At 40.3% G+C, this 12,761-nt stretch carries 13 protein-coding genes, 1 tRNA gene and 1 pseudogene; 12 read left to right on the top strand and 3 right to left on the bottom strand.

Going from position 1 to position 12,761, the window contains the following annotated elements:
- Positions 1 to 145: 145 nt before the first annotated feature.
- Positions 146 to 250: pseudogene (locus D0T84_RS23345) on the top strand (hypothetical protein); the annotation flags it as partial.
- 183 nt (positions 251 to 433) lie between these two features.
- Here the strand turns inward: D0T84_RS23345 and gcvT are convergent.
- The 3 genes from gcvT to pepT all read right to left on the bottom strand — a co-directional run bounded on the left by gcvT (position 434) and on the right by pepT (position 3,717).
- Positions 434 to 1,531 (bottom strand): glycine cleavage system aminomethyltransferase GcvT, encoded by a 1,098-nt coding sequence (gcvT, locus tag D0T84_RS19040; RefSeq protein WP_163309444.1) that lies wholly within the window; start codon positions 1,529 to 1,531, stop codon positions 434 to 436.
- 252 nt (positions 1,532 to 1,783) lie between these two features.
- A complete protein-coding gene (locus D0T84_RS19035; RefSeq protein ID WP_163309443.1) occupies positions 1,784 to 2,419 on the bottom strand; it encodes a hypothetical protein in 636 nt (211 codons plus the stop codon).
- Positions 2,420 to 2,493: 74 nt separating this feature from the next.
- A complete protein-coding gene (gene pepT / locus D0T84_RS19030) occupies positions 2,494 to 3,717 on the bottom strand; it encodes a peptidase T (RefSeq protein WP_163309442.1) in 1,224 nt (407 codons plus the stop codon).
- A 273-nt stretch (positions 3,718 to 3,990) separates the two neighbouring features.
- Between pepT and D0T84_RS19025 the strand changes: the two genes are divergently transcribed.
- The 11 genes from D0T84_RS19025 (at position 3,991) to D0T84_RS18975 (ending at position 12,619) form a co-directional block, all read left to right on the top strand.
- Positions 3,991 to 4,064: transfer RNA gene (locus tag D0T84_RS19025), tRNA-Thr, on the top strand.
- Between the two features lie 300 nt (positions 4,065 to 4,364).
- On the top strand, positions 4,365 to 5,108 hold the full coding sequence (locus D0T84_RS19020; protein WP_370525528.1) for an MlaE family ABC transporter permease: 744 nt from the start codon (positions 4,365 to 4,367) through the stop codon (positions 5,106 to 5,108).
- Entirely contained in the window at positions 5,105 to 5,878 is a 774-nt protein-coding gene (locus D0T84_RS19015; RefSeq protein WP_163309440.1) for an ABC transporter ATP-binding protein, read from the top strand. The genes D0T84_RS19020 and D0T84_RS19015 overlap by 4 nt, the downstream gene beginning before the upstream one ends.
- Positions 5,879 to 5,947: 69 nt before the next feature.
- Complete coding sequence (locus D0T84_RS19010; protein ID WP_163309439.1) at positions 5,948 to 6,712, top strand: exodeoxyribonuclease III; 765 nt, start codon at positions 5,948 to 5,950, stop codon at positions 6,710 to 6,712.
- A gap of 27 nt (positions 6,713 to 6,739) precedes the next feature.
- A complete protein-coding gene (locus D0T84_RS19005) occupies positions 6,740 to 7,048 on the top strand; it encodes a hypothetical protein (protein WP_163309438.1) in 309 nt (102 codons plus the stop codon).
- 166 nt (positions 7,049 to 7,214) lie between these two features.
- A complete protein-coding gene (sufC, locus tag D0T84_RS19000; RefSeq protein ID WP_163309437.1) occupies positions 7,215 to 7,976 on the top strand; it encodes a Fe-S cluster assembly ATPase SufC in 762 nt (253 codons plus the stop codon).
- Positions 7,973 to 9,313, top strand: coding sequence for a Fe-S cluster assembly protein SufD (sufD, locus tag D0T84_RS18995; protein WP_163309436.1), 1,341 nt, complete (start codon positions 7,973 to 7,975; stop codon positions 9,311 to 9,313). Before sufC ends, sufD begins: the two co-directional genes overlap by 4 nt.
- A 90-nt stretch (positions 9,314 to 9,403) precedes the next feature.
- Positions 9,404 to 10,618 (top strand): aminotransferase class V-fold PLP-dependent enzyme, encoded by a 1,215-nt coding sequence (locus D0T84_RS18990; RefSeq protein WP_163309435.1) that lies wholly within the window; start codon positions 9,404 to 9,406, stop codon positions 10,616 to 10,618.
- 94 nt (positions 10,619 to 10,712) lie between these two features.
- Positions 10,713 to 11,567: an outer membrane protein assembly factor BamD gene (locus D0T84_RS18985; RefSeq protein WP_163309434.1), complete on the top strand. Its 855-nt coding sequence runs from the start codon at positions 10,713 to 10,715 to the stop codon at positions 11,565 to 11,567.
- Positions 11,568 to 11,608: 41 nt separating this feature from the next.
- Positions 11,609 to 11,935: a DNA-directed RNA polymerase subunit omega gene (locus D0T84_RS18980; protein ID WP_163309433.1), complete on the top strand. Its 327-nt coding sequence runs from the start codon at positions 11,609 to 11,611 to the stop codon at positions 11,933 to 11,935.
- 222 nt (positions 11,936 to 12,157) lie between these two features.
- A complete protein-coding gene (locus D0T84_RS18975; RefSeq protein WP_163309432.1) occupies positions 12,158 to 12,619 on the top strand; it encodes a DUF4293 domain-containing protein in 462 nt (153 codons plus the stop codon).
- Positions 12,620 to 12,761 lie beyond the last annotated feature (142 nt).

Below are 12,761 nucleotides of genomic sequence, written 5' to 3'. Positions count from 1 at the left end.
TCAAGATACGAAATTCTGCAATATTAAGCAAATAATTTAAGAGATAATTTGTTGGTAAATAACTTATTATATACTTTTTAAGGAGCGACTAATTAACACCACAAGCTATGGATAATCAGATAGATTTGACAGAGCGACCCGTCCGGCGCTTGCCAGGGAGATTAAGAATATGATGGATGAAGGCTTGATCGAAATGACCGGAAAAGAGATAAGGATATTAAATAGAAAAGCATTGATGCAAACTATATAAAATAGAGTGAGGGTGTGTCAAAAGTAAAACATCTCTATCAAATTGCTACTCTCTTTGTTATTCTGAGTGCAACGAAGAATCTCGACCTACTAGATACGAGATGTTTCACTCCGTTCAACATGACAAAAAGATATGAAAAAATACTTTTGACACACCCTCAACTTATTCTATATTACCAATTTATCAATCCAGTTTTCTGAAAGGTGGCTTAACTATTTCAGCCTTCAGTTTTTTATCCCTTATCTTTATATAGACAGGAGTGCCTAATGTGGTATATTCAGGTTTTACATAGCCAAGTCCCACACCTGTTTTCGTTGTAGGCGCCATAGTGCCTGATGTAACGGTTCCTATCTTTTCATCTTTATCATTCACGATATCATATCCGTGGCGAGGGATACCCTTTTCTAGCATTTGGAATCCGCAAAGCTTACGGCTGACTCCTTCTTTCTTTTGCTTTTCGAGGATCTCACGGGCAGTGAAGTCTCTGCCTTCGGTAAATTTGGTAATCCAGCCTAAACCTGCTTCAATCGGAGTAGTGGTATCATCCAGATCGTTACCATACAGGCAGAAGCCCATTTCGAGGCGGAGCGTATCACGTGCACCCAGCCCGATCGGCTTGATGCCAAACTCTTCTCCGGCATCGAATATCGCATTCCAAATATCGACTCCGTATTGTGGATAGAAATAAAGTTCAAAGCCTCCTGCTCCGGTATAGCCTGTGTTTGAAATAATAACATTATCCAGAGCGGAACCTTCGAAACTACCGATAGCAAAGGAGTAATAAGGTATCTTTGTCAGATCTATTTTTGTCAGCTTTTGTAGCGTTGCCAATGCTTTAGGGCCTTGCACAGCCAATTGGGCCATATTATCGGAGGAATTTTCCAGATCGGCAAATTCATCATTATGATCGACAAACCATTTCCAGCCCTTTTCTATATTGGACGCATTCACAACAAGCATATACTTCTCGGGTTCGTAATGATATACTATAATGTCGTCCACAACGCCGCCATTATCGTTTATTATTGCCGAATACTGTGCTTTTCCTATTTCGAGTGCGGCAACGTCATTGCTCATCATCCGTTGGAGGAAGGCTTGTGCCCGTGGCCCTTTTACCCATATTTCGCCCATATGCGACACATCAAATACACCTACTCCCTTGCATACTGTCATGTGTTCGTCGATGATGCCGGAATACTCGATAGGCATATTATATCCTGCAAATTCGTGCATCTTTGCTCCCAAAGCAATGTGAATGTCTGTAAATGGTGTTTTTTTCATTATTCTCAATATTTTATATTTTGTTAAAAAGTGACAAATGTGACATGAAATAGTTACAAGTTACTTCGCCCTGCAGGCAGTTACGAGTTACAAGTCAAATAATATTTAGCTGCTTGCGCCTTAGCGTCTTTACGAGATATAAATTGTTAAAAAGTGACAAACGTGACAGCTTTTTCAACTCTTCTTCTGTCACTTTTTACTTTCAACTTAAAACTCATTACTTAAAACTTACACCTTTATTATTAGATAATTTTAATTAGAGATTGTACTAATATTATTCTTTAATATAGTCAGAATTTCTTCCTTATCACTTTCTTTATAATATGTTGCCATAATATAAAAATTGTAGCAGCCGTAATTTTTCAGGGATACGATTCCATAAGTTTTGATTCCATCGTTTCTATCCTCTGATGCTGCTTCCCAATATGGTTGCTCCCAATCTCCTACAGGCAGTCCTTCTTTTATCGCCGATTCGGTCAGTTTAATTCTGGTTGCACCTGCTTTCAGGCTTTTCTTTTTCTTCAACTCCAGGTCTTTTATCGGATCCATGTTTTCGGAAAATGCAATTCCGGCAATCAGATGTGACGTTTTTATATCTATACCCGATCCTCCGCCAACGGAGTCTTTTGTGATTGAGAAAAACATTGTATGGTTGTTCTTATCATCCCCCTTCTTCAAATCGGACAAAGGAATAAAATAAGATGGAACTTTAATTATATCATTAGGCTCCCCTATACGCACCGAATGGGCGATGTAACTATCCTTGGATTCTACAACCATTTGTGTTTTATACCAACCGTGAGGCAGCTTGAATTCGATATCCAACTCCTCATTCTGGTAAACCCATGTTGTCTCGTCCAGGCTGCCTAAGGTAACAAGTGAATTCATATCGCAGCCGTTTTTGTGTGTATTGCAGGCAATCAGCGATAATATTATTATAATTACTGGTAGTGACGACTTTCTCATGCTTTAGAAGCCGCCAGTTCTGCAATCTTTACTATCACTTCTACAGCTTTTTCCATCGACTGGATGGGTACAAACTCGTAACGTCCGTGAAAATTATGGCCTCCGGCAAATATATTAGGACAAGGCAGTCCCATAAAAGACAAACGAGCCCCGTCTGTTCCTCCCCTGATGGGTTTTACAATAGGGGTAACACCAACGGCAGTCATCGCCTCGAAAGCCAGATCTACGACATGCATTACAGGCTCTACCTTTTCGCGCATGTTGTAGTACTGGTCTTTTATTTCTATTGTGGTGCTTCCCGGATATAGTTTGTTGATGAAGTCTACAGTTTCGGTCATCAGTTTCTTTCGTTGTTCGAACAGAGTGCGGTCGTGGTCGCGTATAATATAGCCTACTGTAGCGGCATCTACCGTTCCCGATACATTTGTCAAATGGAAGAATCCTTCATAACCTGCTGTATGCTCCGGGCGTTCGTTAGCGGGCAGGAGGGATATCAGTTTGTTTGCCACAACGAGCGCATTCACCATTTTATCCTTAGCATATCCCGGATGAACACTACGTCCCTGTATGGAGATTTTTACACCTGCGGCATTGAAGTTTTCATATTCGAGTTCGCCTATAGGGCCGCCATCCATGGTATAAGCCCATTCGCAACCGAATTTTTCTACATCAAAATAATCGGCGCCTGCACCGATTTCTTCGTCGGGTGTAAATCCTATGCGTATTTTCCCATGCTTGATTTCGGGATGGTCTTTCAGATATTGCACGGCGGTAAGTATTTCGGCTATACCGGCTTTATCGTCCGCCCCCAACAGTGTTTTACCATCTGTTACTATCAGATCCTGGCCTACATAATCCTGCATTTCGGAAAAATCCGCAGGAGATAGTATCACATTCTGTTCTTTGCTTAGAACGATATCCTTCCCATCATAATTCTTCACTATCTGAGGATTCACGTTTTTCCCAGTCAGGTCGGGGCTTGTATCCATGTGGGCTACGAAGCCGATAGCAGGAACTTTTTTATCAGTGTTGGCAGGTAATGTAGCCATTATATATCCTTTTTCATCCAGTGATATGTCTTCCAATCCCATATCGTGCAGTTCCTTTTCCAGCTCACGCGCTAAAACCATTTGTCCGGGAGTACTTGGAGTTGTACCTGTTTCTGTGCTTGATTCTGTATCAAATTTTACATATTTCAAGAAGCGATCTACTACTGTCATATTTTTTGTTGATTTTATAATATTTTTTATTGAATTGTATTCGTTTTATAACGCTTTGATAGTTAGACTTTTCTTTCTACAAAAGAGTTTCATGCAAATGTAGTAAAAGGAAATCAAAGGAAAAAATTGAATGCACATTTTGTGAATAAGAAAAATTTATCTACTTTTGTCGCGGGTAAGTCCTATACGGTCAGCTCCCGATTAATCCCCCAGGGTTTGATCGCAGCAAGGGCCGTCGGTTGTAGCGACGCGATATAGTCAGCTTGCCCACCTGCCTCTTTAGCTCAGCTGGCCAGAGCACGTGATTTGTAATCTCGAGGTCGTTGGTTCGAATCCGACAAGAGGCTCAAAGAAGAAACTGTTTATTATTAGACAGTTTCTTTTTTTGTTTAATCGGGTAGGAGTGGGGGCTAAAGTTGGATCACCCCGAAAAGTTACGGTAAAAAGAGCATAAAAAAATTGTTAAGAACTATTGACCAGAACCTGTAATAGAAATATTCGCTAAAATTTAAACAGGGACTTAATAAATGTGAAAATTTTACCAAAAAACTGGATGAATGCTCATTCCTTTTCTTTCAAATCGGGCATTTATATAAAAAAATGTATCTTTGCCTAAATTTTTGAATTTTGAAAATTAAGATATGCTTATAATATCCTTTCTTGAAAAAATAGGGCGTTATGCGCTTCTTATGCAAAAGGTCTTTACAAAACCGCAAAAGTGGAGTGTGTTTTTACGCCAATATTTAAGTGAAATAAGTAAACTGGGAGTTAATTCTATCTGGATCGTTATCATAATTTCCTTCTTTATAGGTGCAGTCATAGTCGTACAGATTAAATTAAATATCGATTCGCCCTTTATGCCACGCTATACAGTGGGTTATGTATCCAGAGAGATATTGATACTGGAGTTTTCATCCACCATTATGTGTCTGATTCTGGCAGGTAAAGTCGGTTCCAATATAGCATCGGAGATAGGTACGATGCAGGTAACCGAGCAGATAGACGCATTGGAAATAATGGGCGTAAACTCAGCTAATTACATTATTTTGCCTAAGGTAATCGCACTCATGAGCTTTGTGCCGGTACTGGTTGTCCTGAGTATGTTTTTTGGTGTGATAGGCGGATTTGTAGTATGTATATTGGGGCAAGTGATGCCGGCCGATACATTTCAGTACGGACTTCAGTTTTACTTTAAAGAATTTTATGTATGGTATGCTATAATAAAAACAATCATATTTGCTTTTATTATGTCTTCTGTAGCCTCATTCTACGGCTATTCGGCACGGGGAGGCTCTTTAGATGTAGGTAAGGCCAGTACAGACTCCGTGGTGATGAGTAGTATCCTTATTCTTATTGCAGACTTATTGCTTACCCAATTAATGATGTCATGATAGAAGTAAAAAAATTATATAAGTCGTTTGATGGCCGCGAAGTATTAAGGGATATAAACATTCTTTTCGAGGCCGGAAAAACGAATCTGATCATAGGACGAAGCGGTTCGGGTAAAACCGTGCTTCTGAAAAACCTTGTGGGACTGATGCGCCCTACCAGCGGCGAAATATTGTATGACGGGCGCGATTTAACAAAGATGGGTACAAGGGATATGAAAGACCTTCGTCAGGAGATGGGAATGATATTTCAGGGGTCGGCTCTGTTCGACTCCCTCACTGTATTCGAAAATGTGAATTTCCCTTTGATGATGTTTTCTAAAATGACGAAAGCAGAACAGGAGAAACGTACACAATTTTGTTTGGAGAGGGTAAATTTAGGCGATTCGGGGCATCTATATCCATCCGAAATCAGTGGTGGTATGATGAAGCGTTCGGCAATAGCCCGCGCAATAGCGCTCAACCCAAAGTACCTGTTTTGTGATGAACCCAACTCAGGGCTCGATCCCCAAACATCCTTAGTGATAGATGAACTGATACATGATATTACAAAAGAATATAATATTACGACTGTTATCAATACACATGATATGAACTCGGTAATGGGTATTGGAGAACGCATCAATTTTATCAAAGAAGGAGAGGTAGAATGGCGGGGCACAAGTAAAGATGTGATGTCTTCTACAAACGAATCTTTTAATGACTTCGTTTTTGCATCTGACCTGTTCAAAAAAGTTAAAGCTGCAGAAAACGAAGGCATTAAACTGACATAATAATTAGCAAATGTGCTAATTAACATATCCGTAAATTTCCGAATTTGCTCATTGACTAATTAATAAACGATGAAAATCATATCATATAATGTAAATGGCATACGCGCCGCCGTGAATAAAGGCTTATATCAATGGCTTGAAAATGAATCGCCGGATATACTATGCCTGCAGGAGATAAAAGCTACAGAAGACCAAATAGATGTGTTGACAATTCAATCTTTGGGATATAACTATTACTTTAACCCCGCAGAAAAGAAAGGATACAGTGGTGTCGGCATACTTTCCAAACGCAAGCCTGATCTGGTTAAAATAGGAATGGGCATTCCTGAATATGACAGGGAAGGCAGAGTATTGCGTGCCGATTTTGGAGATATGACCGTTGTCTGTGTATATATTCCATCCGGTACAATGGGAGATATACGTCAGGATATTAAAATGAAATTTCTGGCAGATTTTACCCTTTTTATCAATGAATTGCGAAAAGAAAGACCCGAAATTTTAGTCTGTGGCGATTATAATATCTGCCATAAGCCGATTGATATAAACCATCCGGAACGGCATACCAAAAGTTCAGGGTTCTTACCCGAAGAACGCCAGTGGTTCGATGAATTTATCGGCACAGGGCTTATCGATACATTTCGTGTATACGACCAGAGTCCGGAAAAATATAGCTGGTGGAGCTACAGGGCGGGTGCCAGAGGGAAAAACCTCGGCTGGCGTATCGATTATCACATTATCTCGGAAGCTGCCAGGAAACGCCTTCAAAATGCGTCTATTCTGAATGAGGTCAGTTTTTCCGATCATTGCCCTGTTGTTGTCGAGATGGATTTTTAGTCTGCATTTTATACCTTAAATAAACTTATGGATACAAATCAAGCGGACATTAACAAAAAAGAAAATGAAAATAAAGAAAACGCTTCTCCCTTATCCGATATAGGAAGCGGTGTATTGGATATAGTTGATATTGTCCTGGGCTCATCGCCAAAGAAGGGTAAATCGGCTACAGATGCTGCGGACGAAAGTGGGGTTTTCGATGGTATATCAGAGACTATTTCAACAGTAAAGGATGCTATTGTCGACAATTCAGGAGAAGTACTGGAAAGCGCGGCTAAGATAGCCGGCGACATTGCCGGAGGGATAGCAGATGCGATAGGCGATATAGACCTGTGATATAGATTTAATATATAAGTAATAGCCTGTCATAAGCAGGCTATTTTCTTTTTTATTTACTATTTTTGTGTTCGAAAGTCATTTTGACTTGAACATATAGTTTTCCTTAGTGTTAAAAGGTTAGTAAAATACTGAGGAATTAAATTCAAACAACATAAAATAAATAATGGCAAACTTATTAAACATAAATAATTTACATGCCAATGTAGAAGGCAAGGAAATATTAAAAGGTTTGGATCTTGTAGTGAACGAAGGCGAAATCCATGCGATAATGGGGCCTAATGGCGCAGGAAAGAGTACCCTTGCTTCTGTTTTGGTAGGAAATCCCAACTTTGAGGTAACAGAAGGAGAAGTAGACTTCAGAGGGCATGATCTCTTGGATATGGATCCGGAAGACAGGGCGCGTGAAGGACTGTTCCTTAGTTTCCAGTATCCGGTAGAAATCCCGGGTGTAAGTATGACTAACTTTATGCGTGCTGCACTGAACGAAATCCGCAAACACAGGGGAGAAGAACCAATATCTGCATCAGACTTTCTGAAACAGATAAAAGAAAAACGTGAACTGGTAGAACTGGATAAAGATTTAGCCGGACGCTCCGTTAACGAAGGTTTTTCCGGTGGAGAAAAAAAACGTAACGAAATATTCCAGATGGCTATGCTGGAGCCTAAGTTAGCCATTCTCGACGAAACTGATTCAGGGCTTGATATCGATGCACTCCGTATCGTTGCATCGGGTGTGAATAAGCTTCGCCGCAAGGATAACGCGACAGTGGTTATTACACACTACCAGCGTTTGCTTGATTATATTAAACCGGATTTCGTCCATGTATTATACAAAGGGCGCATTGTAAAAAGCGCGGGTGCCGAACTGGCATTAGAGTTGGAAGAAAAAGGTTACGATTGGATTATTAAAGAGTTTCAGGAATGATAGAAAATCAATATACAGGCATATTTACCCAATATAGAGACAAGATTGACGCTAAATCTATATCTGGGATGAATAGCCTCAGAGATAAAGCGTTTGACGCCTTTAAAAAGCAGGGCTTTCCTACCAAAAAACTGGAGGATTACCTTTACTTGGATGTTGCTGCCGAATTTTTGCCGGATTTTGCCCTGAATATAAACAGAGTACCTTTCCGGGGGAACCCTTATGTGGCTTTCAGGTGCGAGATACCGAATTTGACAACAAATCTGTATTTTGTGCTGAATGATTTATTTCATGAAGAGCACAAGCCCCATGTAAATTATCCGGAAGGTGTTTTTGTGGGTAGTTTCAGGCAATTTGCAGAAGAAAAACCGGAAATATTCTCTAAATATTACGGACAGATAGCGGATGTGAATAACAATGGTATTGTCGCCTTTAATACAATGTTTGCGCAAGATGGCTTTGTTATCTACGTTCCGAAAGGTGTTGTTGTAGAAAAGCCGATCCAGTTAATAAATATATTGAAAAGCGAGTTTAATTATCTCGTTAACCGCCGTATTCTTATCATAGCGGAAGACGATGCGCAGGTAAAACTGCTCATTTGCGACCATACGGTAGATGAATCGCAGTTTCTGGCAACGCAGGTAACTGAGATATTCGCCGGACGCAACGCTGTGGTGGATTGCTATGATCTGGAGGAAAATTCGGATAAAGTAACCCGTTTGACAAATACTTTTGTCCTTCAGCAGGAATCATCGAATGTATTGGTAAATAATATGACGCTGAATACAGGTGTCAGCCGCAACAATTACAATGTGAAACTGGCAGGCGAACATGCCGAAGCATACGTTTGCGGAATGGTTATTGCCGACAGGCATCAGTATGTGGATAACTTCGCTTTCCTCGACCATGCCGTGCCTCATTGCACCAGTACGCAGTTATTCAAATATGTGCTGCAGGACGAAGCCAAGGGCTCTTTCTGCGGGCGTATCAGGGTAGAGAAAGATGCACAGAAAACAATGGCTTATCAGTCAAACAACAATCTGTGTATCTCGCCCAATGCCCACATGTACTCCAAACCACAGCTTGAGATATATGCCGATGACGTAAAGTGTTCGCACGGACTCACTACGGGGCAACTGGATGAAGAAGCCTTATTCTATCTCCGCTCGAGGGGAATAGGGGAAGAAACAGCCCGTTTGATGCTGATGCAGGCGTTTGCAGCCGGCGTATTGGAGCATGTCCGTATCGACCGTTTGAAAGACCGTTTGTTGGATTTGGTCGAAAAGCGTTTCAGGGGCGAGACTGCCCGCTGTGGCAATTGCGCTGTTTGTAAATAATAATGGCCTCCCCCCCAACCCCTCCAAAGGAGGGGCTAAGACTCCTCCCTCTGGGGAGGTTGGGAGGGGCATGTAACTAGTAACTAAAAGATGGATATAGAACAGATTCGATCCGATTTTCCCATTCTTTCCACTACCGTTTACGGTAAGCCGCTTATCTATCTGGATAATGGTGCTACTACTCAAAAGCCAAAATGTGTAGTGGAAGAAATAGAAAATATATATTACACCACGAATGCCAATGTGCATCGTGGTGTACATTATTTAAGCCAGCAGGCTACCGACCTGGCAGAAGAAGCCCGTGTGGTAGTGCAACAATTTATCAATGCAGGGCATAGTAAAGAGGTCATCTTTACCAGAGGAACTACGGAGTCTATAAATTTGGTAGCTCACAGTTTTTGCCAGCAATTTTGCAGCCAAGGGGATGAAATCATTATATCGGCAATGGAGCATCATGCGAATATCGTATCGTGGCAATTGCAGGAGAGTATCAGGGGGATTAAACTGAAAATAATTCCTATCAATGAAAAGGGGGAATTGATTTTAGATGAATTTAAGAAACTTATCTCACCCAGAACGCGCCTTGTATCGGTTACACATGTCTCCAATGTATTGGGTACGATAAATCCGGTAGAAGAAATTATCGGCATTGCCCATAGCCATGATATTCCTGTATTGATAGACGCGGCTCAGTCTGTACAGCACATAGGTATAGATGTGCAGAAACTGGATTGTGATTTCCTCGTATTTTCGGGGCATAAAATCTACGGGCCGAATGGAGTAGGGGTGCTGTATGGAAAAGAAAAATGGCTGAACCTGATGCCTCCCTATCAGGGTGGCGGCGAAATGATAAAGACCGTTTCATTTAAGGGTACCACATTCAATGAGTTACCGTTTAAATTTGAAGCAGGCACACCAGACTATCCGGCTGTGATAGCATTGGCTACGGCAATAAATTATATAAAAAAAATAGGGCTTGACTCAATAAAAGCATACGAAGATGAGTTATTAAGATATTGTACTGATGAGTTGTTGAAAATAGACGGTATCCGAATATTCGGAACCTCGGACAACAAAAGCAGTGTTATCTCGTTTCTTGTAGGTAACATTCATCATTATGATATGGGAATGCTTTTAGACAAAATGGGAATAGCCGTTCGTACAGGGCATCATTGCGCTCAGCCCCTAATGGAAGAGTTGGGCATAGAAGGCACTGTGAGGGCTTCGTTAGCGTTCTACAATACAAAAAAAGAGATAGATCAGTTGATCGCCGGAATAAAAAGGGTTGCCTCTATGTTCGGCTAAAGCTTCTGAGAATCTCAAAAAAATCATAATTGTAAAAGTTTATTTTCAAATAATAAAAGCTTTGTGTAAATTTGCAAACTAATTTTTGAGTAGAATGAAGATCAGAATTCTGTGTACCTTATTATTAGCGATGTTGCTTGCCTCGTGCGGCGAATATAACAAAATCTTGAAAAGCCGTGATGCTGAGCTGAAGTATACATATGCTAAGAAGTATTTCGATGAAAAGAAATATGGCCGCTCAATTTCTTTGTTAGATGAGATTTTATCCACCTATACCGGTTCATCGAAAGAGCAGGAAATATTGTTCTTGCTGGCTCAATCTTATTTTTACGACAAAGATTATACTTCAGCTACTCAATATTACACAAGATATTACAACAAGTTCCCGAAAGGCGAATATACCGAGTTAGCCCGTTTCAATTCGGCTTACGGATTATATCTTGATTCCCCTGATGCCCGTCTCGATCAGACAAGTACGATCAGAGGCATTCAGGAGTTCCAGAATTTTCTGGAATATTTCCCTCAGAGCGAAAAAGCTCCCGAAGCTCAGGATTTGATGTTCAAACTACAGGAAAAGCTGGCTTATAAGGATTTCCTGGCAGCACGCCTGTATTATAATATGGGGCTGTACAACAGGGAGAATTATTATGAATCGTGTGTTGTAACGGCTCGTGAGGCACTCAAGAGTTATCCTTTCTCCGAGTTTACAGAAGAATTTCAGATTCTGATTGTAAGATCACGGTTCGATCAGGCTGTTTATAGTGTTGAAGAGAAAAAGCCTGTACGTTACAGGGAAGTGATGGATGAGTATTTCAATTACAAGAATATGTTTCCGGGTGGTAAGTATACAAAGGAATCGGAACGCTATTACCGTTCTGCACTGAAAGCGTTGGGTCAGGAAATCGATGACGCTACTAATGAGGCGGTACAACAGGAATTGCAGAAATAATAAATAAAAAGAATTCAATATAATTATATTTTAGAATCACTATGGATTATAGAAAAACCAATGCAGCGAGTAATACTGTTACCAGAGACATGATGTCTTTGTCTGAAGATACAGGTAATGTGTATGAAACTGTGAGAATTATTTCGAAACGTGCGAACCAGATTGCTGTTGAAATGAAACAGGATCTGGATAAAAAATTACAGGAATTTGCTTCATATAACGATAATCTGGAAGAAGTTTTCGAAAACAGGGAACAGATAGAGATTTCGCGTTATTACGAAAAATTGCCTAAGCCAACATTGATTGCTGCCCAGGAATATACAGAAGGTAAGCTTTATTACAGAAATCCCAATAAGGATAACTTCTAAGCAACTGTTTAAATTTTATACGAATATTTTATTATACCTTTTTCTTCATTCATTTTTAGTCTGTTTTCGGCTGTTTTTTCCTTTCTCTCAACTCAAATAGCCCGCTATTATCGTTTCGAGGAAGAACCAACGGTCACAGGAGCGAAGCGTATGTAAAAAAAGCATCTCTAAAACATCTCTAAAAATTTGAACGAATAAAATTTAAACAGTTTCTAAATAAAAATGATACAACGTATACAGACTATATTTCTTCTCCTTACGGCTATACTAATGGGGGGGACATTTCGGCTTCCATCCCTCAAAATAAGCAGTGAAGGGCTTAAATTTGCAAGTATATCATTTGATTCCTTCGGGATGTTCGATGCAGCGACTGATTATCCTACATGGGGAGTTGCGGTCTTTGCGGTTTTGAGCGCTATATTGGCGTTTGTTAACATATTCTTGTATAAGAAAAGAAAATTGCAGATAAACTTAGGTTTGCTGACCGCTTTGCTGATAGTGGTATACTTTGTGACTGCAATGGTCTATCTAAATACTTTCCTGAGTAAGATAAGCGCCGAATATACCTTGAATCTACAGTTGGGTATAATTCTTCCTGTAGCGGCTCTTATTTTCGATTTTCTGGCCGTTTCGCGTATTAGGAAGGACGAGAAACTTGTCAGATCATTAAACCGTATACGGTAATAAAATAATACTTAAGATAGGGAAGCCGGATATTTAATATATCCGGCTTTTTTTTTTTAGTTCGCCCAGCATGGGTGTATTCTAATGGGTGCAAGTCCCTCACACGCCCTAACAACGGGAAGTGTCTAGCCTTGAGCAAGGG

The organism is Dysgonomonas sp. 521 (genome assembly GCF_010501055.1).
In the GTDB taxonomy this organism is placed as follows: domain Bacteria; phylum Bacteroidota; class Bacteroidia; order Bacteroidales; family Dysgonomonadaceae; genus Dysgonomonas.
This window is presented reverse-complemented; position numbering and strand designations above follow the sequence as displayed.